This is a genomic window from Rhodobacteraceae bacterium D3-12, from assembly GCA_025916135.1.
Lineage (GTDB): Bacteria > Pseudomonadota > Alphaproteobacteria > Rhodobacterales > Rhodobacteraceae > JAKGBX01.
In genome coordinates this window covers 3,892,777-3,916,809 of sequence record CP104793.1, presented here as the reverse complement: position 1 = coordinate 3,916,809, position 24,033 = coordinate 3,892,777, and the positions used below count along the sequence as shown (strand labels likewise).

Genomic DNA, 24,033 nt, shown 5'->3' with positions numbered 1-24,033 from the left:
TTTACTCCAGATTGAAGAGGCTGCCAGCGGCAACGCTTTGCATCCCGCCGGAGAGCGGGAGGATGGCGCCGGAGAGATAAGAGCCGCCGCGTCCGCAGAGATATTGCAGAGCGCCGGCGATGTCCTCGGGGCGGCCAACGCGGCCTACGGGCACGCCCTTGGCGGTTTCGTCCTGGCCTTCTTTGGTGCCGATGGCGAAGGCGGTCATTTTTGACACGAACGGCCCCGGCGCGATGGCGTTGACGGTGATGTATTCGCTGGCGAGGTCGTTGGAGAGCACGCGGGTCATGTGGTGCACCGCGCCTTTGGAGACGGCATAGGAATAGGTTTGTGTGCCTTTGGGAATGTCGCCCATGACCGAGCCGACATTGACCACGCGGGCCGGATCATCGGCGCTGGCGGCGGATTTGAGCAGCGGCAAGAGTTGCTGGGTGAGGTGGAACATGCCCTGCACGTTGAGTGTGAGCAGCTTGTCCCACGCCTCGTAAGGGTGTTCGCCAAGAGAGGCGCCCCATGTGCGGCCGGCATTGTTCATCAGGATGTGGAGCTTGTCGGTGCGGCTAGAGACTTCGGCGACGATGGCGTCGATCCCTTCCTCGGTGGCGACATCACCGCCAAAGCCTTCGACTTTGCCGTGCAGGCCGAGGGCGTTGATTTCGGCGGCGACAGCTTCGCAGGCGTCGGCTTTGCGCGAGCAGATCAGGACGCGCGCGCCAGCGGCGGCGAGGCCTTCGGTGGCCATGCGGCCGATGCCGGTTGCACCGCCGGTGACGAGGGCGGTTTTGCCTGTCAGGTCAAACAGGGCGGAAGGGGTCATGTTGGTCATCAAATGGTTCCTTTCGGGGTTTCCCGCCTCGGGGTTGATCCGAGGCCTCTTGGCTATGGAGCAGAGGTCCCCGGGGCGCGCCCGGGACGGGGTGAGATAGGGAGCGGGGCCGATGAGCATGGCCTCAGAGCCCGCGCGAGGCGGCGACGATGGCGGCGTGGTGGCCGTAGTCACCGAGCCATTCCGCGCCGACACGCGCGCGTTTCATAAAGAAGCCGGCGTCGTATTCATCGGTCATGCCGATCCCGCCGTGCATTTGCACACCTTCCATCACCGCCAGTTTGGCGGTTTGGGTGGCGCGGGCCTTGGCGAGGCTGACCGACACCTGTGCCGCATCGGCATCTGCGTCGGCATCCAGCGTGCGACCGGCGGCGGCGATGGCCGAGGCGGTCACTTCGATTTCCGCAAAGAGATGCGCGGCGCGGTGTTGCAGCGCCTGAAAGCTGCCGATGGTGCGGTCGAACTGTTTGCGCTCTTTCAGGTAGCCGAGGGTCATGGCGGCGATCCCGGTGCTGAGGCCCGAAAGCTCGGCCGCCAGCGCCGCCTGTCCGGCGCGCAGGCCGGGGGCGAGCGCGGCGAGGCCGTTGTCAACATCGCCGACCACATCGTCGCCGGTGGCGTTGACATCGTTAAAGTCGATGCGGGCGAAATCGCGTGCGTCGATGCTTTGCGTCGGGTCGATCTCAAGCCCGGCGCGGGCGGCGTCGATGTCAAACAGGGTCAGCCCCTGTGCATCGCCCGGCGCGCCGGAGGTGCGCGCCAGAACCAACAAGCGCGAGGCGGCGGAGCCGTCGGCGACAAAGGTTTTGCGGCCCGACAGGCGGAAGGCATTGCCGTCGGCGCGTGCGGCGAGGGCCGTGGCGTTGGGGCTATGCTTGGCGCCTTCGTCGATGGCGAGCGCATAGGTCGCCTCGCCTGCGGCGATGGCGGCGAGGTGGTCCGACGCGGAGGCGCGCAGCGTGTTGGCGGCGATCACGGCGGAAGAGATGAAGGGCGAGGCGGCCAGCGTCTTGCCCATTTCTTCGCAGAGGATGCCGGCGGCGCGGTGGCCCATATCGGCGCCACCGTTGGCTTCGGGGACCATCACCCCGGCCCAGCCCATTTGCGCCATTTCGGCCCAGAGCGCCGGATCGTAATCACGGCTGGCATCGCGGTTCTTGCGGAACACCGAGAGCGGTGCGAATTCATCGAGAAACCCGCGCGCGGCGTCGCGCAGCATGGTTTCGTCTTCGGTATCGAACAGTTTTTCCATTGGCGGCGTTCCTTATTTCGAGGGCAGGTCGAGGACACGTTTCGAAATGATGTCGAGCATCACTTCGGAGGTGCCACCTTCGATCGAGTTGGCCTTGGAGCGGAGCCAGTCCGCGGCTTGGCCTTCTTCCCAATCGAGCGCCTCTGAGCCTTTGGCGGACATGAGGAGTTCCTGACGCCGCTTGTTCAGCTCGGTACCGTAGTATTTCAGCATGGCGGAGGCATGGCCGACGCCGCTGCCGCCTTCGGCCATGTCCTTGTAACGCTCCATGGTGAGCGAAAACGCCATGGCATCGACTTCGAGTTCCATCGCCTCGGCGCGGAGCACCGGATCGCTTGCTGCGGTGGGGTCCAGCGTGCCGATCATGTCGATCAGGGTGCTGCCAGCGGTGAGCCCGCCACCGCCGCCGCCGATCATCTCGCGTTCGTGCGTCAGAAGATATTTGGCCACGTCCCAGCCGCGGTTCTGTTCGCCGACGATGGCGCCTTCCTTGGGCACTTTGACATTGTCAAAGAAGGTTTCACAGAAGGGCGACGCACCCGAGATCAGGCGGATCGGCTTGGTGCTGACGCCTTCGCTTTCCATGTCGATCAACATGAAGGAAATGCCCAGATGTTTGGGCGCGTCCCGGTCGGTACGCACGAGGGCGAAGATCTTGTCGGCCTTGTCGGCGTAGGAGGTCCAGATCTTTTGGCCGTTGACCAGCCAGTGATCGCCCATGTCCTCGGCGCGGGTTTGCACGCTGGCGAGGTCAGACCCGGCGCCGGGTTCGGAATAGCCCTGACACCAGCGGATTTTACCGGCGGTGATGTCGGGCAGATGCGCTTGCTTCTGCTCTTCGGTGCCGAATTTGAGCAAGGCGGGGCCAAGCATCCAGATGCCGAAGGATTCCAGCGGCGAGGGCGCCCCGGCTTTGGCCATTTCATCGCGCAAGATTTTCTCTTGGCCGCGTGACATGCCGCCGCCACCCACATTGGTGGGCCAGCGTGCACAGGTCAGGCCGCGGGCGTGGCAACGCTCCAGCCATTGGCGTTGGGCGTCTGATTTGAACTGCCAACGCTTCCCACCCCAGCAGATGCTGTCTTCGCTTTGCGGGGTTCCGCGCAGCTCTTGTGGCAAATTCGTAGCGATCCATTCCGCAATTTCGGTGCGGAAATCCTCCAGTGACTCGGACACGGTTGCTCCTCCCATCGCATCGGTCGCTCAAAAGCACACTGGAATCGGGGTCCGGCGCAAGGGGGCGCGGGCTCTGACGGTGCGTCATTTGGCGAAGTGCCGTGGCGTTTGGAAGGGGGCGGGGAAGGTGTTCGCGAGGGGGGCAAGCCAGAGCGCCCTCCCCCATCGGGGAAGGGCGCCTTGATTTGTTGTGAAAAGCAGTGCGGGTTGCCGCGGATCAGTCCTGATTCCGGCGACGAATGTCGCGGGCAATTTGCTGCATGGCATAGCGCATCGCGCGCTGTTCTTCGCGCGAGATGGCATCGTCGTCGTTGAGATCCATCAGGCCGACGATCAGGGTCGCATAATCGCTGAACTCGGTCAGCGAGACGGATTGATCCCCGTCGAGGTCGAGCAAGTCCGGTTGCGGGAACAGCTTGTTGCGGTTGCGTAGGCGGACGCGGAAGTTGCGATCTTGCATCTTCGTCTCAAAGGCCGCGACCAGCTCTTCGCCCGTTAGCACGCGGTCACCGTTGAGGTCGGCCTTCATGGCGTCTTCGATCTTCTTGTCCAGAATATGGGCGACCTGCTCTTTGGTCGGGGCAAGATAGATGCCGCCGGAGCGGATCGGTTTGCGGGCGTCGTAGCTGAAGTAGCGTTCCATCTCGGCCTCGGTAATCTGAAAGTCACCGTTGAGGTCTTGCATCCACATGCGGGACAGTTCGCGCGCCCGCATGGCGGCCATGTTGCGTTCCGACAGGATGTCGCCGTCGCCGGAGGTCAAGCCGGGGGTGCCATCGACATCGTTCTGCATGAAAAAGGCGTTCAGCATCGAAAGGTTCTGCGAGGCGGACACTCGTGCGTTGATGCGGCCGGCGATGGAGTTGTTGAAGGTATGCGCGGATTCGATCCGCACCTTTTGCGGGTGCGCGTCGATCTTGGCGAGGATCTGGCTGCCCATTTCCTCGTAGGACTGCGCGTTGAGCGGCGCGGCCAGAGTAGACAGCAACAGTCCGGTTGCGAGAAGTGTTTTGCGAATGCGAGCTGTCATGCAACTTGCCCCTTTTGGTTCGTTGACGGGTTCAAGGGGCAAGTTGCGTTTGCTTTCAGGCAATTATTGGGCGCTTCCTTGCCAATTAATTGGTGTCACCGTTGATCAGGCAACGTGTAATCGCCAAGCCCCTTGCGCAGGGTCAGCTTGGACACTTTGCCCGTTGCGGTCAGTGGCAATTCGTCCACCCAGATCAGGTCATCAGGCATCTGCCACTTGGCGAAATGCTCTTCCATGGTGGTTTGCACCTCGGCGAGCGACGGGCGGTCCGCCCCGGCGGGCACGGCAAAGAGCACCGGGCGTTCATCCCATTTCGGGTGTGGCACGGCGATGACGGCGGCATTTGCAATCGCCGGATGCGCCATGGCCGCGTTTTCAAGGTCGATCGAGGAGATCCACTCGCCGCCCGATTTCACAAGGTCCTTGGCGCGGTCCTGAATGCTGAGGAAGCCTTCGGGGGTGATCAGGGCGACATCGCCGGTGCCGAACCAGCCATCGGCGTCGATTGCGCCTTTGGTGGCTTCTTCGTTGTTGAAGTAGCCCGAAACGACGGCATTGCCGCGCACGAACAATTCGCCCACTGCTTCGCCATCATGGGGAAGGCGGTTGCCCTCTTCGTCAACGATCTTGAGGTCGACGCCAAAGACGCGACGGCCCTGCAGCGCCTTGTAGTCGACCTTGGTATCAAAGGGCTTTTCTTCGACCCAGTTCGGCATGGTGCCATGGGTGCCGATGGGCGACATTTCGGTCATCCCCCAAGCGTGCACCACGGCGACGTCCTGTTTCTCGAAATCTTCGATCATGGAGCGTGGCGCGGCGGAGCCACCGATGACCACATGGCCGAACTTGTTGGGTTTGCGCCCCTGTGCGTTGATCTCGGCCATGAGACCGAGCCAGACGGTGGGCACGCCCCAAGCCGAATCGACGCCTTCGCTGTCCATCAGCTTCCACAGGGAGGGCCCATCGAGCGCGCCACCCGGCATAATAAGCGAATGCCCCATCAGCGGTGCAAAATACGGCAAGCCCCAAGCGTTTACGTGGAACAGCGGCACAACCGGCAGGATTTTCGCCTCTTGCGGGAGGGTCGTGCCAAGCGCCATCGCAACATAGAGCGCGTGCAGAACCGTCGAGCGGTTGGAATAGAGCGCGCCCTTGGGGTTGCCGGTGGTGCCGGATGTATAGCAAAGGCCAGCAGCGGTGTTTTCGTCGAGCGCGGGCCAGTCGATGCTCTCTGGCTGGTCGCTGAGCAGCTCTTCGTAGCACAGCGCGTCGAGCGTATTCTCGGGCATATGCGCGCGATCGGTCATGATGACATAGGTCAGGCCAGCCGGCAGGTGGTCTTTCACCGCTTCAAGAATCGGCACAAAGGTGGTGTCGACAAAGATCACCTGATCCTCGGCGTGGTTCACGATATAGATCATCTGCTCGGCCGAGAGGCGCGGGTTGATCGTATGGCAAACCGCGCCAATGCCCGACACGGCATAATAGAGCTCGAAGTGGCGGTATCCGTTCCAAGCGAGCGTGGCGACCCGGTCACCGGTCCTGATGCCACGGGCCCGCAGAGCGTTGGCCAGCTGTGCCACGCGCTTGCCCGTCTGGGCATAAGTCTGGCGGTGAATGTCGCCTTCGGTTCGGGCGGAAACGATCTCCCCGTTGGGGTGCATTTCTGCCGCGTAAGTGATGATATCGCTGATCAGCAGCGGACGTTGCATCATCATGCCAAGCATGGCTGTTCCTCTCTCCCAAGAATGTCTTTCAGGCGCAGAGCCTAAGCCGAAGGGCGGGGGGATGGGAAGGGGAAAGGCATGCGCCTTACCGGCCGTCATGAAGTGACGTTCCGGCACAAGCGGACGACGGGCCTTGCGGGGCGGGGCAAGGGGAGCCTAGGCTGCACACTGGACCACGGCATGGATCAAGGCATCAGGCCGAGGGCGCGCCGACAAAATGTTTCGAATTAGGCCTGTGTCAGGGGTAATTCGAAACATTTTTAGGGAGAGAGACATGAAAGCCATCATCTGTAGTGAATTCGGCCCGTTGGAAGATTTGGTCGTTGGCGAGCTGCCCGACCCGGAGCCGGGTAAGGGGCAGATCGTGATCGACATCGAAGCCTCGGGCGTGAATTACCCCGATGGGTTGCTTGTGCAGGGGCTTTATCAGCTGAAACCACCGACGCCGTTCACGCCGGGCATGGAAGTGGCGGGCGTGGTTGCTGCCGTTGGCGAAGGCGTTGATGGGTTCAAGGCGGGTGATCGCGTGGCGGCGCGCACCTCGTTGGGTGGTTATGCCGAAAAGGTCGCGGTGCAGGCGGCGCAGGCGTTTGCCATGCCCGATGCAATGGACCCGGCGGACGCCTGTGCGATGATGGTGGCCTATGGCACATCGCACCACGCGCTGAAGCAGCGCGGCGACCTGAAGGCCGGTGAAACGCTGGTGGTGTACGGCGCGGCCGGTGCCACGGGGATTGCCGCTGTGCAGATCGGCAAGATCATGGGCGCCAAGGTGATCGCGGTCGCTTCATCAGACGAAAAGCGCAAACTGGCGCTCGATAGCGGCGCGGATGAGGCGATCGGCTATGACAACCTGCGCGAGGACGTGAAGAAGCTGACCGGGGGCAAGGGCGCGGATGTGGTCTATGACGTGGTCGGCGGCGAGGCGTTCGATGCCGCGAGCCGGTTCATGGCCCGGAATGGCCGCTTGCTGGTGATCGGTTTTGCCGGGGGCGATATCCCGAAATTCCCGGTGAACCTTGCGCTGGTCAAGGAATACGCAGTTGTGGGCGTGTTCTGGGGGAACTTCACAATGCACGAACCGCAGGTCTATGCCGACAACATGAAAGAGCTGTTCGGCTGGTACGCAGACGGTCAGATCACGCCGCTGATTGAGGGCCGCTACCCGCTCGCTGACGCGGCGAAGGTGCTCAAGCGCATTTTGGGCCGCGGTGCGACCGGGAAAATTGTGCTCGTCCCCTGATACGCGCTGACCACCCTTGGTAATCAAGCGCCTCCTGCCAACCGTTCCCGAGTTTGGCAGGAGGTTGCGCCGCCTTGGCTTGACGGGCGCGAAGGAGAAAGCTTGGATTTGCGTCTATTGGAAAAGATAAAAGCTGCCGGTCCTTTTTCTCGGAAGCGTGTTTCTTTAATGGCAAAAATACCCATGTCCCAGCGGTTCAGAACTCTCCACCCCCTGAAATGGTAAGCGACGTTTGAGAATTGAGCGTCTGGCCGAGCGAAGCGAGGCCCCCGGCGACGCCGACAGGCGGCGCAAAGCCTGATTTAGGGCGCTGTGCTTTGCGTGGTATTTTCTCATCGCAGTGGTGGAACTTGGCGTGATGAAATCCTATAAGCCCAGCAGGTTTCGCGCATCGCATCCGCGCGAGGGAAATGGAGAACACGCAATGTCCACCGGCCAGATCATCGACAAGACCAAGCTTCCTGCACCGCTCGCCCCTGTCATTGAAGCATTGTGCGAGGTTTCGCGCGACGTGGCGGCGATTATTGCCAAGGGGCCGCTTGCCGGGGCGCTGGGTGCTGTCATGGGTGACGAGAATAGCGATGGTGACCAGCAAAAGGCGCTGGATGTCATGGCGGATGAGATGTTTGAAGCAAAGCTGCGCGAGGGTGATGTGCGGTGGTATGCCAGCGAAGAACAGGAAGAGGTTCTGGAGCTGAATCCGTCGGGCAAATATGCCTTGGCGATTGACCCGCTGGACGGGTCGTCGAACATTGATGTGAATGTCTCGATCGGCACGATTTTCTCGATTTTCGAGGCGGTTGACGACCCGGAGAAAAGCTTCCTGCGCCCAGCACGGGAACAGGTCGCGGGTGGTTATGTTGTCTATGGACCGGCGACGGCGCTGGTGGTGACTTTTGGCGACGGCACCATGATGTTCACCATGGATCCGCAGAGCGGCGAGTTTGTCTTGACCGACGCGGCGATTGATATTCCGGCCAAGGCCAAGGAATTTGCCATCAACGCCTCGAACCAGCGCCATTGGACCCCGCCGGTGCAGGGGTTCATCGCTGCGTGTCTTGCCGGCGAAACCGGACCCAAGGGCGAGAATTACAACATGCGCTGGGTTGGCAGCCTTGTCGCCGAGGCGCATCGGATTTTGACGCGGGGGGGCGTGTTTCTGTATCCCGGTGACGCGCGGCCCGGCTATGAAATGGGGCGGTTGCGGATGGTGTATGAATGCGCGCCGATTGCCTTTTTGATCGAGCAGGCCGGTGGGCTGGCGACCGATGGGCAGCGCCCGGTTCTGGACGCCGAGGCGGAACGGCTTCATGCGCGAATTCCGCTGGTTTTCGGCAGCAAGACCTTGGTCGAAGACGTGGCGGCCTATCACGCAAAAGAAAACGGCTGAGCCCATATTTTTGCGCTAACATCGCGCGGGGAAGCGGGATTGGCGGTGGCGGCGTCGTTTCTTAGGCGTTAAGCCGTAGCGCATGAAACGTTTTGGTGCTGTGGCTGCCGATTCACGGGCGCGCGTGGCACGACTTTGGATGTAAGGAATTCATGATGGCCCTGATTACGCTTCGACAACTCCTCGATCACGCCGCCGAAAACGACTATGGCGTGCCGGCGTTCAACATCAACAACATGGAGCAGGGCCTTGCGATCATGCGGGCGGCGGAGAAGACGAATTCGCCCGTCATCATGCAAGCCAGCCGCGGCGCGCGTGGCTATGCCGGGGATATTATGCTCAAGCATATGATTCAGGCGCTGAGCGAGATGTATCCCGATATTCCGCTGTGCATGCATCAGGATCACGGCAACAACGAGCAGACTTGTTTGAGCGCGATCAAGCACGGGTTTACCAGCGTGATGATGGATGGCTCGCTTGAGGCCGACATGAAGACGCCCGCGGATTGGGATTACAACGTGGCGATCACCGACCGCGTGAGCCAGATGGCGCATTGGGTTGGTGCCAGCGTCGAGGGCGAGTTGGGTGTTCTGGGCTCGCTTGAAACCGGTCAGGCCGCCGAAGAGGACGGCTCGGGCGCGGTGGGCAAGTTGAGCGAAGATCAGCTTTTGACGGACCCGGACGAAGCCAAGGAGTTTGTCGCGCTGACCAAGGTGGATGCGCTGGCGATTGCCTGTGGCACCAGCCACGGCGCCTATAAGTTTTCGAAAAAGCCGACAGGTGAAACGCTGGCCATCAAGCGGATTGAAGAGATTCACGCCAAGATCCCGAATGTTCATTTGGTGATGCATGGTTCGTCGAGCGTGCCGCAGTACCTTCAGGATCTGATCAACGAGCATGGCGGAGATATGTCGCAGACCTATGGTGTGCCGGTCGAGGAAATCGAGCGCGGCATCAAGTCGGGTGTGCGCAAGGTGAATATCGACACGGACAACCGCATGGCGATCACCGGCACTTGGCGCAAGATTGCCAAGGAGAAGCCGTCGGAATTTGATCCACGCAAGTTCATGATCCCGGCGATGGACGCGATGCAAGCGCTGTGCGAAGACCGTTTTGAGCGGTTTGGAACGGCGGGCAATGCGGGCAAGTTGAAGCCGATTGACCTTGATGAAATGGCGAAGCGGTATGCCGATGGGTCGCTTGATCCGTGAGCGGGCTGACGGGGTGATTGCCCTGTAAGAAGCGCGTTGAGACATAGAAGGACGTTGAGATGAGTTTTGACCGGTCTATCAAGATCGCGCCGTCAATCCTGAGCGCGGATTTCGCGAATTTCGGAGAAGAAATTCAGGCGATTGAAGCGCAGGGAGCGGATTGGGTTCATGTCGATGTGATGGACGGGCATTTCGTGCCGAACCTGACCTTTGGACCGCCCGCCGTCAAAGCGTTCCGCCCGCATGTGAAGACCTTTATGGATGTTCACCTGATGATTGCGCCGGTGGACCCCTATATCGACGCCTATGCCGAAGCGGGCGCGGATATGATCACCGCCCATATCGAGGCGGGGCCGCATATTCACCGCACCCTTCAGGCAATCAAGGCGACCGGAAAGATGGCGGGCGTGGCGTTGAACCCCGGCACCCCGGCCGAGGCGATTGCCGACGTTCTGGACCTGTGTGACATGGTGTTGGTGATGACCGTGAACCCCGGTTTCGGCGGTCAGAAGTTCATCCATTCGGGTGTCGAGAAAACCCGCAAGATCCGCGACATGATCGGCGACAGGCCGATCCACATTCAGATCGACGGCGGTGTGACGCCACAGACGGCACCCTTGGTGGCTGCGGCCGGAGCGGATGTATTGGTGGCGGGATCAGCGGTGTTCAAAGGCGGATCGGTTGCGAACCCCGCGCCATATGGCGAGAACATCCAGGCCATTCGAGCCGCTGCGGCGGACGCGGCGCGCTAGGCCGTTTGGCCGCGATGACAGGTGGCCGCGTGGGTGAGGTGTTTGCCGCCGGACAAGCGAGGGATGCTTTATGAGCGCAGTTGTTTTCGATCTGGATGGCACGCTGATTGATTCTGCGCCCGATATTCATGCCGCGACCAATCGGATGTTGGTGGGGGCCGGGGCGGAGCCATTGACCCTGAGCACGGTCATCTCGTTTGTCGGGAATGGATTGCCAACTTTGGTGGCGCGGGCGATGGACGCACGAGGCATCGACATGGCCCGGCATGATGAGTTGAGCCGGATCACCCTTGGCTATTACGAAGAGGCGAGCACGGCTTTGACGCGGGTCTATCCCGGCGTGTTCGACGCGCTGGACCGGCTGCAAGCCGAGGGGCATGCGTTGGGCATTTGCACCAACAAGCCGGAAACGGCGGCGCGGCAGGTGTTGGACGAATTGAACCTCGCGCGGTATTTCCCGGCTGTTTTGGGTGGCGACAGCTTGTCGGTGAAGAAGCCGGACCCGGAGCCATTGCGCGCCGTGTTTGCGGCGATGGGCGCGCATAGCGGGCTGTTCGTGGGTGACAGCGAAGTGGACGCGGCGACTGCGGCGGCGGCGCAGGTGCCGTTTGCCCTGTTTACGCTGGGCTATCGCAAGGCCGAGGTTGAGGATTTGCCACATCAGTTTGTGTTCTCGGAGTTCGCCGAATTGCCGGGGATCGTGGCGCGCGCGGGTTGATTGTGCTGACTGATAACGCTTGACGCTATTGCGCGTTTTCGGGCCTTTTGCCGGGGCAGGAGGGGCACCCATGGGGTTTATCGAAAGACAGGTTGCTGCGGCGAAGGCCAAGCAGGCGCGGGTGGTCTTTCCCGAGTTGGCTGATGCGCGCGTGGCCGAGGCGGCGAGGCGGCTGACGGGCGAAGGCATTTGCGAGGTTCTTGCCCTTGGAGAGGTCAGCGAGGCGCAGGTTGCCGTTCTGGTCGAAGCCCGCGGGATGAAGGAGGCGATGGCGCGGCGGCTGTTGAAGAAGCCGCTGTATCAAGCCGCAGCGATGGTCGCCGCAGGCGAGGCCGACGCGATGGTCGCCGGAGCGGACAGCCCGACGCGGCGCGTGATCGAAGCGGCGGCCATGGCGATTGGATTGGCCGACGGGGTATCGGTGCCATCGTCGTTTTTCTTGATGTTGTTCCCGGACGGGCGCGAATTGCTGTTCGCCGATTGCGCGGTGAACGTAGACCCTGATGCTGTTGCGCTGAGCGATATTGCACGAGCATCGGAGCGGACGGCCAAAGTGTTGTTGGGGCAGGCAAACGTGGCAATGTTGTCTTTTTCGACCGGGTCAAGCGGCGCGGGGGGCGCGTTGATCTGGTGCGGCAGGCGGCAGAATTGGCGGGCTTCGCAGGGCCGTTGCAGGCGGATGCGGCGTTGAACCCTGTGATTGCGCAAAAGAAGGGGATCGCCGGAGCGACGGCGGCAAATGTGCTGATCTTTCCCGATCTCGATTCAGGCAATATCGCTTATAAGCTCTGTCAGGAGTTGGGCGGCGCACAGGCGTTGGGGCCGATCCTGCAGGGGTTTGCCAAGCCGGTGTGTGATCTGAGCCGCGGCACGAGCGTGGATGATATTGTGGCCGCAACGGCGGTGACCATTGGAATGGTCTGACGGGGCGAGATCGGGCGGTCGTGCGCATGCGTTCACCGTCTTTGGGCTCTCTCTTGGCGCACAAATTCAGGTTTTTCCGCTAGTGCATCATTTTTTTCGTAGCGCGGCCAAGGATCGCCCATTGGCGCACGTCTGAGTTTATGTGCCTTTTCATTCCGCAGTGCTTGCGGTTTGATCGGGGCATTGAACAACTTGGAGATTTTGATGATGCGTGCCTTACCCCTTGTCCTTGCGTTCTTTCCCAGTTTTGCGCTGGCTGATGATATCATGTTGTCGAGCCGGGTCAGCGATGTGACGCTTTACCCGCAAGGTGCCAAAATCGTGCGGATGGTGCCGTTTGAGGCCCCGGCTGGCGGCCATGTCTTGCAGTTGATTGACCTGCCCGAAGGCACGCCGATGGAGACCGTGCGCGTCAAGGTGACAGGGGCGGCAATGGGCGCGGTGAAGCTGCGCGATGATTTCGTGCCGCCAGCGGACAGCCGCGAAACCGACGCGCAGAAGGCGGCGCGGATCGCGTGGGAGGGGCCCTCTTCAAGGCGGTGCAGGCCAAGGAGGACGAAGCCGTGGCCATTCGCGCCGGGAGAGAGGCGGCGGACACGCGCATCGCTTTTCTGCGGCAGTTGGGGGATGGCAAGGCGATGAGCGGCGCGAGCGTGGACGATCTTCGCAATATTGCGCGTATGATCGGCGAAGAGACGTTGATTGCGCGGCAGGCCGGGGTCAAGGCCGAGGCCGCAGCGCGCGTGGTTGATCGCGAGATCAAGGACCTGCGCGAAGAGTTGGAGAAGGCGCGCGCGGCGTGGCAGGCTTTGGTCCCGCAAGAAGGGATGCGCAACCTTGTGTCGGTCGCCGTGAGCGGCGAGGCGGCGATGCAGGGGATGCTGGAGATCACCTATTATGACCGACGGGCGGGATGGGCGCCGGTGTATGATGCCTATCTCGACCGGAAGGGCGGAAAGCTGACCTTGAAGCGCGGGGCATTGGTGCGTCAGAACACCGGTGAGAACTGGACCGGCGTGGCGTTGACCATGTCGACCAACGCGCCGCAGGGGGCGGTCGAGCCGGGGCAGCTTTGGCCCGAACGCAGGCGGATCGAAGACCCGGCCCCGACGCCGAAACGCAAAGTGCTGCGCTCCACGCCGGAGGGGGACGCGATGGTCGGTGGCATGATGGCGCCGCTGCCGGAGCCGGCGGTTGTGGAAGAGGCGGCGGCAAATTTCGACGGGCTGAGCGTGACATATCGCTATCCGAGCACGCTGGATCTGACGTCGTCGGCGGATACGGTTCGGGTGGCTTTGGGCGACCTTAGCTTTGATGCGAAGATCACCGCTGTGGCGGTGCCCAAACGGGATCAGAGCGCCTTTTTGATGGCGGAATTCACCAATAATTCCGGCGAGTTGATCCTTCCGAGCGCGTCAACGCAATTGTACCGGGATGGGGCCTTTATAGGCCAGCGCAGCAGCGATGCGGTGATCCCCGCAGGGGCGGAGGCGCGGCTGCCTTTCGGGGCGATCGAAGGCTTGCGCCTGACCCGGATCAGGGACCGGCAAGAGGGCGATTACGGCGTCTTGAGCCGTTCGAACCAGATCAAGGACAAGGTGGTGATCGGGGTCGAGAACCTGACCGGCGAAGCATGGCCGCTGCGGGTGCTGGATCAGGTGCCATACTCGGAGCAGGAGGATCTTGTGATCACATGGAACGCCAAGCCGCGTCCAAGCAACACCGATGTTGATGACCTGAAAGGGGTGATGGCATGGGAGAGCGTGTTGGAGGCAGGTCAAAGCACCAAGATCACCTTGGATTACAGCATCGAGTGGCCGGACAACAAAGAGCTGCGCTAAGGCGCACGAGAGCGTGGCCCCGGGGTTAAACCCGGGGCGCGGTGTCAGCGGTTTTCGATCAGCGTCTTGAGGTTGGCGAGACCCTGTTCGAAATCGTCGCCAACCCAGCGGTCCATCATCAGGCCCATCCAACGCGATAGCGGGTTGCGCCCCATATCGGCGTCAAAACGCCAGCTGATCAGGGTGCCGGTGCCTGCGGGGGTCAAGGTGAAGCGGGCCGTGGCCAAGCCCATATCGCCAAAATCAAGCGCTGTCGTTACATGGCTGTTGGGGGTGCTTTTTGTGATAACCTGTTTGCCCGTGCTGACCTGTGGGTCGCGGGAGGTCCATTCCAGAGCATTGCCAACGCCGCTTTCTGGGCCAGAAAACGCGAGCGTTGTATTGGGATCGCGGCTGAGCCAGGGCGACCATTTCACCCCTTCTTTGAGCGAGTTGACGAATGGAAACACCGTTTCGGGCGGCGCGTCGATCGGGATCGCGCGCACCACATGCACGTTGCGCGGCAAGAGGTAGGCCACGACGACCAGTAGCAAAACAAGGGCTAGAAGCAGGGTGGCGGCACGTCTGAGAAACAGCATGATCGGGCCTTTGCGCTGGAAACACACGACAAAAGCTATCACGGTGTGGTGCCTGCCCTAAGGCGCGGGGGTTAGATCGGCTGAAACTCGCCCGTTTGAGGCAGATACTGCGCAACCTGACCTTCGCCGATTTCGTGCCAGAGACCGTGCAGCGACATGCGCCCGGATTGCACCGCTTCGGCGACAAACGGAAAGGTCATCAGGTTTTCGAGCGAGACCAGCACCGCCTCTTTTTCAAGGGCGTCGGCCTGTTCTTCGGTGGGCAGGTCTTTGATCCGATCATAACCGGGGCGCAGAATGTCCATCCAGCGGCCGACGAAGCTCGATTTTTCTTCGAGTTCGGGGGCATTGCCGGAGCACATGTCAAGACAGCCCTGAACACCGCCGCAGCTTGAATGGCCAAGCACGATCACATGCGCCACCTTGAGCGCGGTCACCGCGTATTCGATGGCCGCGGATGTGCCGTGCTGTTGCCCGTCGGGTTTATAGGCCGGAACGAGGTTGGCGATGTTGCGATGCAGGAAGAACTCTCCCATGTCCGCGCCGAAGATCGAGGTGACATGCACACGGCTGTCACAGCAGGAGATCACCATCGCGCGGGGATGTTGCCCTTCGTCGGCGAGGCGGTGATACCAGCTTGCGTTATCGGCATAGGTGGTCGCCTTCCAGCCGTGGAAGCGTTGAACAAGATACTTGGGCAATGGCTTGGCGTTTTGCATTGTCGCTCCGTTGTTATTCGAGTTCGGGGGTAATCGCATTCGGGCATAGATAGTCATAATTCACGAAGAATTCGAGAGAAAATGCGAGCCGACCTCAACCATTTGAGAAGATGTTCATGTGTATGGTCGTGCCAAGCCGTGGGGGTGAGATTTGAAAGGGTAAGACCGTGAAGAACGTAACAATTCTGGCGCAGAGCGAGGCCGTGCGCGTGGATGCTGACAAGCTTGAGGCGCTGTATGCGCAGTTGGGCGATGTGAGCGCCGAAGACATCGTGTGCCGCGCGATGGAGGAGCTTGCCGTGAAGTTGGCGCAGAGCGAGCGGCTTTATCGTGAGGGGCGGCGTGCGGATATGCACAAAACGGCGCGGTCAATCGCAGCGATTTCCGAGCAGATCGGCATGCTGATGTTGGCCCGCGTGGCCAAGCAGGTGACCGAATGTATCGAGAGCGGTGATGAGATCGCGCTTGCCGCTGTTTTGGCGCGATTGGTGCGGATCGGAGAACGGTCGCTGACCGAGATCTGGGAGTTGCAGGATTTGTCGATCTGAACCGGGCGCGCAGGGGTGAGCGAGACTGCACCACCGTTGGCGCGGCTGACGGTGCTTTAAGGTGGTTGAAAGATGGTTGAGAAACCCGTTTGTCGGGGTTGCAGGTGGCGCGGGAAGGGATAGGCTGTGGCGCGAATGGCCTTAACCGGGAGACGCGCCAATGCCGATGAAATTTGCCGAGGAAAGCGATGCGGTGATCCCGTTGACCCTGCTTGAGGCCGCAGCGATTGAACCGTGGCTGGAAGGCCAGCCGGAGCGGGTGGCACAATGGGTGAAGAGCGCCGGGTTCGAGGCCAAGCTGGGCCAGGCGTTGGTTATTCCGGGGGAAAGCGGCGCGCCCGAAGCGGCGCTGGCCGGTTATGGCGACGAAAAGGCCCGCAAGCGGGGGCGGTTTCACCTTGCTGCTGCGGCGGCGAAGCTTCCCGAGGGCGTTTACCGGCTTCACAGTGATCTGAGCGGTGACATGCTTGGCCAAGAAGTGCTTGGCTGGCTGTTGGCGGGCTATGCGTTTGACACCTATGCCAAGGCGAGCGGGATCAAGGCGCAGCTGGTGGCGCCGGATGCTGTGGATGCCGTGCGGATCGAAGCGATTGCGGCGGGTGAGGCGCTGACCCGCGATCTGATCAATACGCCCGCCAACGACATGGGGCCGGTCGCCTTGGAAGCGGCGGTTGTCGATCTGGCCGGGGAGTTCGGGGCAGAGATTGATGTGATCCGGGGCGAGGCATTGATCGAGCAGAGTTTTCCCATGATCCATGCGGTGGGCCGCGCCGCCGCCGAAGATCCACGCTTGATTGATCTGCGTTGGGGCGCGGCCGGGCCGAGCCTGACGTTGGTGGGAAAGGGCGTGTGTTTTGACACGGGCGGCTTGAACCTGAAGCCGGGCGCGTCGATGGGGTTGATGAAGAAGGACATGGGCGGCGCGGCGACGGTGTTGGGCCTTGCGCGGATGATCATGGCGCTTGAGCTGCCCTTGAAGTTGCGGGTTCTGATCCCGGCGGTCGAGAATTCGGTGAGCAGCAACGCGATGCGCCCCGGTGACATCCTGCCCAGCCGCAAGGGGCTGTCGGTTGAGATCAACAATACCGACGCAGAGGGGCGGTTGGTTCTGGCCGATGCGCTGACCTTTGGGGCCGAAGACGCGCCGGATCTGATGATCTCGATGGCGACGTTGACCGGCGCGGCGCGGGTGGCCGTGGGGCCGGACCTTGCACCGTTTTACAGCGATGATGATGATGTGGTGAGCGCGATTTCAGCCGGTGCACAGACGGTGGGTGATCCGGTGTGGCGGATGCCATTCTGGGAGCCTTATGAGAAGATGATCGAGCCGGGGATCGCCGATCTTGATAACGCGCCAAAGGGGGGCTTTGCCGGGTCGATCACTGCGGCGCTGTTCTTGCGCCGGTTTGCCGGAGACGAGGCCCGTTACACCCATTTTGACATTTATGGCTGGCAGCCGAGCGCCGCGCCGGGCCGCCCCAAGGGGGGTGTCGGCATGGGTGCACGTGCGATCCTTGAGGCGCTGCCAGAGGTGTTGGCGCTGTGAGCGAACAGGCCCCGAGGGATCGCCGCCTTTTGCGGAGCAACGGCGCGGTGGCGCATAGTTCGCTCAAAGGTATGGTTGAGGCCGAGCGTTTTACCGATGGGGAGTGGATGCAGGTTATTGCCCCGTCAGCGACGATTTGGAGCGCTGAAGGGCGGCGGGAGCGGGAGCTTCTTTACGGGCAAACCGTTTGCGTTCTGGAGGGTGAACCGGATGAGGGCGAGCGCGTCTTTGGCTATGCTCTTGGCAACGGTTACGTCGGGTATTTCGACGCGTCGGTGTTGGCTGAAGCAAAGGGTGCGGCGAGTCATGTGGTGCAGACGCGCATGACCTATGCTCTGGGCGCGCCGGACTTCAAAACGCAGGAGGAGCATTTTCCGCTCAGCCTTGGCGCGATGGTGCGGGTTATGGGCGTGCACGGGCGCTGGGCCGAGACGGATGATGGGCGGTTTGTGCCGGCTTCGCATTTGCGGCCCGTCGCGGCGCATGAGGCCGATCCCGTGGCGGTGGCCGAAAGGTTTCTGGGCACGCCATATGTTTGGGGCGGCGATAGCGCGCTCGGGATTGATTGCTCGGGTCTGGTGCAGGCGGCGTGCCGTGCTTGCGGTGTGGCCTGTCCCGGTGACAGCGACTTGCAGGAGGGCGCGCTGGGCGAAGCCCTTGGTGATCGCACGCCAGCGCGTGGTGATTTGCTGTTCTGGAAAGGGCATGTGGCCTGGGTCGTGGATGAGGTGACGCTGCTGCATGCCAATGCGCACCATATGGCCGTGGCCTATGAAGATATGGGCGCGGCAATCGCCCGGATCATAGAACAGGGCGATGGGCCGGTGACGGCCCGCAAACGATTGGGAGTTTTGCGATGAACGACGCGTTTTTTCAGCCCGTAAGCGGCTTTGAGCTGCCCCGGTTTGCCGGGGTGCCAACATTTATGCGGCTTCCACATGTTGCACCGGGGGAGGCGCGGTTTGACGAGGTGCAAATCGGCCTGATCGGGGTGCCGTGGGACAGCGGGACAACCAACCGCCCCGGCCCGCGCCATGGCCCGCGCCAATTGCGCGATGCCTCGACCATGATCCGCGCGCAACATCCGGTGAGCGGAATGCGCCCGTTCGAAGCTGTGAATTGCGCAGACCTCGGCGATGTCGGGCCGAACCCGGCGGATATCCCGGAAACGATGGAGCGGATCACCGCGTTCTATAACGAGGTTCTGGCCGCCGGGATCGTGCCCATGACAGCGGGAGGCGATCACCTGACATCACTTCCGGTTCTGCGCGCTGTCGCAAGCAAAGCGCCGGTGGGCATGGTGCATTTTGACAGCCACACAGATCTCTACCATTCCTATTTCGGCGGCACGATGTACACGCATGGCACCCCGTTCCGCCGTGCCGTCGAAGAAGGTCTGCTTGATCCGAAACGCGTGGTGCAGATCGGTATCAGGGGCACGATGTATGATCGCGAGGACATGGATTTCGCGGCATCTGTCGGCATCAGGATCATCCCGATCGAAGAGTTTCACGCGCGTGGCGTTGAGGACGTTATGGGCGAAGCACGTGAAATCGTCGGGTCGGGCAAAACCTATGTGTCCTATGACATAGACTTCGTTGACCCGACGTTTGCACCCGGCACCGGCACGCCCGAAGTCGGCGGCCCGAACAGCTTTCAAGCCCTTCAGGTGGTGCGCGGGCTGGCAGGTGTGAATATCGTCGGAGCGGACCTTGTCGAAGTATCGCCGCCTTTCGACACCTCGGGCGGAACCGCGTTCCTTGGCGTGTCGATCATGTTCGAACTTATGTGCCAAATGGCGGGATCGCTCACAACCTAGGCCGCATCCTTTCCAGCGCTCCCACGACACCGCGCGTTTGGGGCGAGCCATACTCTATGCCCACCCACCCTGCGCTGGAAAGGATGCTTGTCGCGCTCTTTGAAGCTGCGGAATGAGGATTGTTGCCAAGAAAGAAACGCGTTCGATCGAAGCTCTGCTTCAAGCTTTCATCTTGCCAAAAATACTCAAAAGCAACCGCTCCGCACGATCCCAACACTTGCAAATGTGGAGCGATCCCTCGCGTTTCGGGGCGCCGAGCGAAGCGAGGCCCCCCCGGCGACGCCGATAGGCGGCGCAACCGCTAAGGCGTCACGGGTTTGATGTGGCGCGCGCGAAAACGCTCGATATCCGACGGGTCAGGGGCGTGGCCCGTATAAACCGCGACATAAGCCGGCATGTGTGAGAGGCGCGTGGCAGGGTCTTCGGTGACGCGCATCGAGATATAGCCGATCTGTGTATAGAGCACCGTCATTGCGCGCACTTTGGCATCCGCGGGCGCATAGCCGAAACGGGCGAACATGGATTGCACCGCGGCTAGACGCCGGGTGTCCGCCGCATCCAACCGGCTTTGTAGTGATGGGTCGTTGCGGGCCCAGTTGCGGATAGCAAGGTCGAGCGGCGCGTCAAACAGGGTCGGATCGAGCCAGCAGTCAAACAGGTTGAACATCGCCTCGGATATGTTCTGCGCATATGCCTCGCACCGCGAGACGAGGTTGCCGGTGTTTTTCTCTTCCCAATGTTTAATCATTGCTTCGAGCAGCGCATCGCGGTCGCGAAAGTGCCAGTAAAACCCCGTGCGCGCGAGGCCGAGCCGTTTGGCGAGCGGCATGATTTTGACCGCTTCAACGCCCTTTTCAGTGAGCAGATCATAGGCCGCAGAGAGCCAAAGACCTTCGGTGTCGTCTTTGCGGGGAGGGAGATGTGTATTCATGGGATGATCTTAAACCGTCATGACATGGGAATACAATATTCTTGACACATGTGTCGAGTTCGAGTTGAGATTTCCCTATGCGATCAAGCATCAGGGAGGCAACCGGGATGGCAGCTCTTACAGAACGGCGGCGGCGCAAGCGCGGCGCGGGGCAGCAACGCAGCGGCGAAGCCGGGCAGAACCCGCATTTGGAAGTGCCTTACATCACCCGCAAGATGCGCCCTTACGAGATTCTCGACGACACCCAGATGGACATGATCGAGACCACGTCAGAGCGGATCATGGAAGAGATCGGCATCGAATTTCGAGACGACCCCGAAGTGGTCGAGCTTTTCCGCGAGCGCGGCGTGAAGGTCGAGGCCACAGCCGGTGCCACATGGCGCTTGCGGTTCGAGCCGGGCTTGGCGCGCGAGATCCTCAAGACCGCGCCAGAGCGGTTTACCCAATGCGCCCGGAACCCGGCCAACAACATCGAGATCGGCACCGATGCCACCGTTTTTCTGCCCTCATACGGCAGCCCCTTCATGCTCGACCGATATGGCGAGCGCAGGTATGCGACGCTGAGTGATTTCGAGCAGTTGGTGAAGCTGTCGCAATCCTCGCCTTGGTTGCATCATTCGGGTGGCACGATTTGCGAGCCGACAGACATTCCGGTGAACAAGCGCCATCTTGATATGGTGTATGCCCATATCCGCTATTCCGACCGGCCTTTTCTTGGGTCGATCACCGCGCCAGAGCGGGCGGAGGATTCGATCGAGATGTGCCGCATTCTGTTTGGTGCGGATTTCGTTGATCGGCATTGTGTCATCATGGGCAATTTCAATACCACCTCGCCAATGGTGATTGACGGGGTGACCAGTCGCGGCATTCGCGCCTATGCGCGGGCGGGGCAGGGATCTATCCACTTGCCATTTTTGCTGGGAGGGGCGGTTGCGCCGCTGACCATGGCGGGGCAGGTGGCACAGAACCTCGCTGAGACGCTGGTCAGCGCAGCGATCACCCAGTTGGAACGGCCCGGCGCGCCTGCTGTCATCGCGAGTTTCATGAACTCGATGGCGATGCGCTCGGGATCGCCCACGTTTGGCACGCCGGAACCGGCGGTGGCGAGCCTTGCCATGGGACAGTTTGCGCGGCGCTATAAGCTGCCGCTGCGCTGTGCCGGAAACTTCACCACATCGAAGCTGCCCGATGGGCAGGCGATGCAGCAGAGCATGATGTCGATGATGAGCGCCGTGCAGTCGGGAGCGAATTTCATCATGCATGCGGCGGGCTATTTGGATGGCTTGCTGAGCATGTCCTATGAGAAGCTGGTGATGGATTGCGATCTTCTGGGCGCGCTGCATTCCTATCTTCAGGGCATGGAGGTGAGCGAGGAAACGCTGGGCTTTGACGCGTTGGCCGAGGGTGGGCCGGGGGAGCATATGTTTGGCTGCCAGCACACTTTGCGCCATTATCAGACCGCCTATTGGGACAGCGCCCTTGATGACAATCGCACTTGGGAGACCTGGGCCGAGGACGGCAAGGTGGACATGGCGACACGGGCCTATCAGCGTTGGACCACAACATTGGAACGCTATGAGGCGCCGGCGATTGACCCGGCAATTGATGCCGCGTTGCGTGCGTTCATGGATGAGAAAAAGGATGCCACGCCAGACATGTGGCATTGAGACGACGGCGGGCAGATCGCCCGCGTAACCCATTGGAAAAGTGTAGAATAGGGCCCGAAAATGTCAAAAGACCCGCTGTTGCAGCCCTATCAGTTAAAGCATCTGACGTTGAAAAACCGGATCATGACGACAAGCCATGAACCGGCCTATCCCGAAGATGGCATGCCCAAAGACCGCTATCGCGCCTATCACGAGGAGCGTGCGAAAGCGGGTGTTGCCCTTGCCATGACTGCGGGATCGGCGGCGGTGAGCAAAGACAGCCCGCCGGTGTTCAACAATATCCTCGCCTATAAAGACGAGGTGGTGCCATGGGTGCGCAGGATGACCGATGCGCTGCATGAGCATGGCTGTGCGGCGATGATCCAGTTGACCCATTTGGGGCGGCGAACGGGGTGGAACAAGGGTGATTGGCTGCCGTCGCTAAGTTCGTCAAAGCACCGCGAACCGGCGCATCGGGCGTTTCCGAAGTTGGCCGAGGATTGGGATATCGAGCGCATCATCAGCGATTTTGCCGATGCGACAGAGCGGATGAAAGAAGGCGGCATGGATGGGATCGAGTTGCAGGTGTACGGCCACCTGCTCGATCAATTCTGGTCGCCTTTGACCAATGATCTGGATGGGCCATATGGCGGGCAGAGCCTTGAGCAGCGTATGGCAATGCCGCTGAAAGTGTTGAGCGCGATCAGGGAGCGGGTGGGCGACGATTTCATCATCGGCTTCCGCTACACCGCGGATGAGGATGCGCCGGGCGGGATCAACGCCGAGGAAGGGATCGCGATTTCCAAGCTGCTGGCGGCAAGCGGGCAGCTTGATTTCCTCAATGTCATTCGCGGGCGCATTCACACCGACCCGGCGATGACAGATGTGATCCCTGTGCAGGGGATGAAGAACGCGCCGCATCTGGATTTCGCCGGAGAGGTCAGGAAAGCCACCGGCATGCCGACCTTTCACGCCGCCAAAATTCCCGATGTGGCGACCGCGCGCCATGCGGTTCAAGCCGGGTTGTTAGACATGGTGGGGATGACGCGGGCGCATATGGCCGATCCCCATATCGTGAAAAAGATCATCGAGGGGCGCGAGGAGGACATCCGCCCCTGTGTCGGCGCGACCTATTGTCTGGACCGGATTTATCAGGCGGGTGATGCGCTGTGTATGCATAACGCCGCCACGGGGCGCGAATTGAGAATGCCGCACGAGATTGAACCGGCCAAAGCGAAGAAAAAGGTGGTGATTGTCGGTGCCGGTCCGGGCGGGTTGGAAGCGGCGCGGGTGGCCGCAGAGCGCGGTCACGATGTGACCGTGTTCGAGGCTCAGCCCGACCCCGGCGGGCAATTGCGCCTATGTGCGCAAAACCCGCGACGGCGCGAGATGATCAGCATCATCGATTGGCGAATGGCGCAATGTGCGGCGCGCGATGTGGTGTTTCATTTCAACACGTTTGCCGAGGTCGAGGACGTGCGTGCGCTGGCCCCCGACGAGGTGATCGTGGCAACCGGTGGCTTGCCCAACCTTGAGCTGTTTGAGAGCGGCAAAGAGGCCGCGCATGTCATCAGCGCGTGGGATATAATCGCGGGGGATGTGAAACCGGCAGAGCATGTTCTGATCTATGACGAAAGCGGCGATCATCCGGCGTTGATGGCCGCCGAAGTTGCAGCGCAGGCGGGAGCGAAGGTTGAGGTGATGACGCCCGACCGAATGTTCGCACCGGACATTATGGCAATGAACCTTGTGCCCTATATGCGAGAGCTTCAGGCGCGGGATGTGACGTTTAGTGTGACCAAACGCCTGCTGGGTGTGCGCCGCGCGGGCAACAAGTTGATCGCAGAGATCGGAACGGATTACAGCGATCTGCGGCGCGAGGTTGAGTATGATCAGGTGGTGGTGAACTATGGCACGATGCCGCTCGATGATCTCTATTTCGAGTTGAAACCCGCGAGCCGGAACCTTGGTGAGGTCGATTACGACGCCTTGATCGACGGGCAGGTACAAGAGGTTGTGCGCAATCCAGACGGGCAGTTTGCACTTTACCGGATCGGCGACGCGGTGAGCGCGCGCAACACCCATGCGGCGATTTATGATGCGCTGCGCCTGCTCAAGGATATCTGAGCGGCGGGAGGGCGGCGAGGCGGCGCTGT

General features: G+C 61.3%; 23 protein-coding genes. 15 read left to right on the top strand and 8 right to left on the bottom strand.

Annotated elements, in window-relative coordinates; genetic code table 11:
* Position 1: 1 nt before the first annotated feature.
* The 5 genes from N4R57_19335 to N4R57_19315 form a co-directional block, all read right to left on the bottom strand.
* Positions 2-817 carry an SDR family NAD(P)-dependent oxidoreductase gene (locus tag N4R57_19335; GenBank protein UYV39622.1) on the bottom strand — a complete coding sequence of 272 codons (816 nt, stop codon included), beginning with the start codon at positions 815-817 and terminating at the stop codon, positions 2-4.
* 133 nt (positions 818-950) lie between these two features.
* On the bottom strand, positions 951-2,078 hold the full coding sequence (locus tag N4R57_19330) for an acyl-CoA/acyl-ACP dehydrogenase (protein ID UYV37091.1): 1,128 nt from the start codon (positions 2,076-2,078) through the stop codon (positions 951-953).
* 12 nt (positions 2,079-2,090) lie between these two features.
* A complete protein-coding gene (locus tag N4R57_19325) occupies positions 2,091-3,269 on the bottom strand; it encodes an acyl-CoA dehydrogenase family protein (GenBank protein ID UYV37090.1) in 1,179 nt (392 codons plus the stop codon).
* A 202-nt stretch (positions 3,270-3,471) separates the two neighbouring features.
* The gene (locus tag N4R57_19320; GenBank protein ID UYV37089.1) at positions 3,472-4,284 is read right to left on the bottom strand and encodes a hypothetical protein; all 813 of its coding nucleotides are present in this window, start codon (positions 4,282-4,284) and stop codon (positions 3,472-3,474) included.
* A gap of 95 nt (positions 4,285-4,379) precedes the next feature.
* Positions 4,380-6,011: a long-chain fatty acid--CoA ligase gene (locus N4R57_19315; protein UYV37088.1), complete on the bottom strand. Its 1,632-nt coding sequence runs from the start codon at positions 6,009-6,011 to the stop codon at positions 4,380-4,382.
* Positions 6,012-6,285: 274 nt separating this feature from the next.
* Here N4R57_19315 and N4R57_19310 point away from each other — a divergent pair, with 274 nt between their 5' ends.
* From N4R57_19310 to N4R57_19270, 9 genes are all read left to right on the top strand, one after another.
* Positions 6,286-7,254 (top strand): NADPH:quinone oxidoreductase family protein, encoded by a 969-nt coding sequence (locus N4R57_19310; GenBank protein UYV37087.1) that lies wholly within the window; start codon positions 6,286-6,288, stop codon positions 7,252-7,254.
* A gap of 424 nt (positions 7,255-7,678) precedes the next feature.
* Positions 7,679-8,644, top strand: a complete 966-nt coding sequence (locus N4R57_19305; protein UYV37086.1) for a class 1 fructose-bisphosphatase — start codon at positions 7,679-7,681, stop codon at positions 8,642-8,644.
* 155 nt (positions 8,645-8,799) lie between these two features.
* Positions 8,800-9,855, top strand: a complete 1,056-nt coding sequence (gene fba / locus N4R57_19300; protein UYV37085.1) for a fructose-bisphosphate aldolase class II — start codon at positions 8,800-8,802, stop codon at positions 9,853-9,855.
* A gap of 59 nt (positions 9,856-9,914) precedes the next feature.
* Complete coding sequence (gene rpe / locus N4R57_19295) at positions 9,915-10,607, top strand: ribulose-phosphate 3-epimerase (GenBank protein ID UYV37084.1); 693 nt, start codon at positions 9,915-9,917, stop codon at positions 10,605-10,607.
* A 70-nt stretch (positions 10,608-10,677) separates the two neighbouring features.
* A complete protein-coding gene (gene gph / locus N4R57_19290; GenBank protein UYV37083.1) occupies positions 10,678-11,325 on the top strand; it encodes a phosphoglycolate phosphatase in 648 nt (215 codons plus the stop codon).
* Between the two features lie 70 nt (positions 11,326-11,395).
* A complete protein-coding gene (locus N4R57_19285) occupies positions 11,396-12,016 on the top strand; it encodes a phosphate acyltransferase (protein UYV37082.1) in 621 nt (206 codons plus the stop codon).
* Positions 11,974-12,249 (top strand): phosphate acyltransferase, encoded by a 276-nt coding sequence (locus N4R57_19280; protein ID UYV37081.1) that lies wholly within the window; start codon positions 11,974-11,976, stop codon positions 12,247-12,249. The genes N4R57_19285 and N4R57_19280 overlap by 43 nt, the downstream gene beginning before the upstream one ends.
* Before the next feature lie 204 nt (positions 12,250-12,453).
* Positions 12,454-12,891 (top strand): DUF4140 domain-containing protein, encoded by a 438-nt coding sequence (locus N4R57_19275; protein UYV37080.1) that lies wholly within the window; start codon positions 12,454-12,456, stop codon positions 12,889-12,891.
* Complete coding sequence (locus N4R57_19270; protein ID UYV37079.1) at positions 12,813-14,090, top strand: DUF4139 domain-containing protein; 1,278 nt, start codon at positions 12,813-12,815, stop codon at positions 14,088-14,090. The genes N4R57_19275 and N4R57_19270 overlap by 79 nt, the downstream gene beginning before the upstream one ends.
* 44 nt (positions 14,091-14,134) lie before the next feature.
* Here the strand turns inward: N4R57_19270 and N4R57_19265 are convergent, their stop codons facing one another.
* Together N4R57_19265 and N4R57_19260 are read right to left on the bottom strand one after the other, a co-directional pair.
* Complete coding sequence (locus N4R57_19265; protein ID UYV37078.1) at positions 14,135-14,668, bottom strand: SRPBCC family protein; 534 nt, start codon at positions 14,666-14,668, stop codon at positions 14,135-14,137.
* A 71-nt stretch (positions 14,669-14,739) separates the two neighbouring features.
* The gene (locus N4R57_19260) at positions 14,740-15,387 is read right to left on the bottom strand and encodes a carbonic anhydrase (GenBank protein UYV37077.1); all 648 of its coding nucleotides are present in this window, start codon (positions 15,385-15,387) and stop codon (positions 14,740-14,742) included.
* 167 nt (positions 15,388-15,554) lie between these two features.
* Between N4R57_19260 and N4R57_19255 the strand changes: the two genes are divergently transcribed.
* The 4 genes from N4R57_19255 to speB all read left to right on the top strand — a co-directional run bounded on the left by N4R57_19255 (position 15,555) and on the right by speB (position 19,300).
* Positions 15,555-15,935: a hypothetical protein gene (locus tag N4R57_19255; protein ID UYV37076.1), complete on the top strand. Its 381-nt coding sequence runs from the start codon at positions 15,555-15,557 to the stop codon at positions 15,933-15,935.
* A 160-nt stretch (positions 15,936-16,095) separates the two neighbouring features.
* Complete coding sequence (locus N4R57_19250; protein UYV37075.1) at positions 16,096-17,481, top strand: leucyl aminopeptidase family protein; 1,386 nt, start codon at positions 16,096-16,098, stop codon at positions 17,479-17,481.
* A complete protein-coding gene (locus N4R57_19245) occupies positions 17,478-18,341 on the top strand; it encodes an NlpC/P60 family protein (protein UYV37074.1) in 864 nt (287 codons plus the stop codon). Before N4R57_19250 ends, N4R57_19245 begins: the two co-directional genes overlap by 4 nt.
* The gene (speB, locus tag N4R57_19240) at positions 18,338-19,300 is read left to right on the top strand and encodes an agmatinase (GenBank protein UYV37073.1); all 963 of its coding nucleotides are present in this window, start codon (positions 18,338-18,340) and stop codon (positions 19,298-19,300) included. The genes N4R57_19245 and speB overlap by 4 nt, the downstream gene beginning before the upstream one ends.
* A gap of 301 nt (positions 19,301-19,601) precedes the next feature.
* On the opposite strand, the gene N4R57_19235 is transcribed toward speB, so the two are convergent.
* Positions 19,602-20,231, bottom strand: a complete 630-nt coding sequence (locus N4R57_19235; protein UYV37072.1) for a TetR/AcrR family transcriptional regulator — start codon at positions 20,229-20,231, stop codon at positions 19,602-19,604.
* Between the two features lie 107 nt (positions 20,232-20,338).
* On the opposite strand from N4R57_19235, the gene N4R57_19230 reads away from it, so the two are divergent.
* Together N4R57_19230 and N4R57_19225 are read left to right on the top strand one after the other, a co-directional pair.
* Positions 20,339-21,898: a trimethylamine methyltransferase family protein gene (locus N4R57_19230; GenBank protein UYV37071.1), complete on the top strand. Its 1,560-nt coding sequence runs from the start codon at positions 20,339-20,341 to the stop codon at positions 21,896-21,898.
* A 60-nt stretch (positions 21,899-21,958) separates the two neighbouring features.
* Positions 21,959-24,004: an NADH:flavin oxidoreductase gene (locus N4R57_19225; GenBank protein ID UYV37070.1), complete on the top strand. Its 2,046-nt coding sequence runs from the start codon at positions 21,959-21,961 to the stop codon at positions 24,002-24,004.
* The last annotated feature ends 29 nt before the right edge of the window (positions 24,005-24,033 follow it).

Bases quoted from the DNA above. Each gene is read 5' to 3' on its own strand.
- speB (UYV37073.1), top strand. From the start codon at position 18,338: ATGAACGACGCGTTTTTTCAGCCCGTAAGCGGCTTTGAGCTGCCCCGG.
- N4R57_19275 (UYV37080.1), top strand. From the start codon at position 12,454: ATGATGCGTGCCTTACCCCTTGTCCTTGCGTTCTTTCCCAGTTTTGCG.
- fba (UYV37085.1), top strand. From the start codon at position 8,800: ATGGCCCTGATTACGCTTCGACAACTCCTCGATCACGCCGCCGAAAAC.
- N4R57_19335 (UYV39622.1), bottom strand. From the start codon at position 817: ATGACCCCTTCCGCCCTGTTTGACCTGACAGGCAAAACCGCCCTCGTC.
- rpe (UYV37084.1), top strand. From the start codon at position 9,915: ATGAGTTTTGACCGGTCTATCAAGATCGCGCCGTCAATCCTGAGCGCG.
- N4R57_19230 (UYV37071.1), top strand. From the start codon at position 20,339: ATGGCAGCTCTTACAGAACGGCGGCGGCGCAAGCGCGGCGCGGGGCAG.
- N4R57_19305 (UYV37086.1), top strand. From the start codon at position 7,679: ATGTCCACCGGCCAGATCATCGACAAGACCAAGCTTCCTGCACCGCTC.
- N4R57_19330 (UYV37091.1), bottom strand. From the start codon at position 2,078: ATGGAAAAACTGTTCGATACCGAAGACGAAACCATGCTGCGCGACGCC.
- gph (UYV37083.1), top strand. From the start codon at position 10,678: ATGAGCGCAGTTGTTTTCGATCTGGATGGCACGCTGATTGATTCTGCG.
- N4R57_19285 (UYV37082.1), top strand. From the start codon at position 11,396: ATGGGGTTTATCGAAAGACAGGTTGCTGCGGCGAAGGCCAAGCAGGCG.
- N4R57_19325 (UYV37090.1), bottom strand. From the start codon at position 3,269: ATGGGAGGAGCAACCGTGTCCGAGTCACTGGAGGATTTCCGCACCGAA.
- N4R57_19225 (UYV37070.1), top strand. From the start codon at position 21,959: ATGTCAAAAGACCCGCTGTTGCAGCCCTATCAGTTAAAGCATCTGACG.
- N4R57_19320 (UYV37089.1), bottom strand. From the start codon at position 4,284: ATGACAGCTCGCATTCGCAAAACACTTCTCGCAACCGGACTGTTGCTG.
- N4R57_19250 (UYV37075.1), top strand. From the start codon at position 16,096: ATGCCGATGAAATTTGCCGAGGAAAGCGATGCGGTGATCCCGTTGACC.
- N4R57_19310 (UYV37087.1), top strand. From the start codon at position 6,286: ATGAAAGCCATCATCTGTAGTGAATTCGGCCCGTTGGAAGATTTGGTC.
- N4R57_19260 (UYV37077.1), bottom strand. From the start codon at position 15,387: ATGCAAAACGCCAAGCCATTGCCCAAGTATCTTGTTCAACGCTTCCAC.
- N4R57_19265 (UYV37078.1), bottom strand. From the start codon at position 14,668: ATGCTGTTTCTCAGACGTGCCGCCACCCTGCTTCTAGCCCTTGTTTTG.
- N4R57_19235 (UYV37072.1), bottom strand. From the start codon at position 20,231: ATGAATACACATCTCCCTCCCCGCAAAGACGACACCGAAGGTCTTTGG.
- N4R57_19315 (UYV37088.1), bottom strand. From the start codon at position 6,011: ATGCTTGGCATGATGATGCAACGTCCGCTGCTGATCAGCGATATCATC.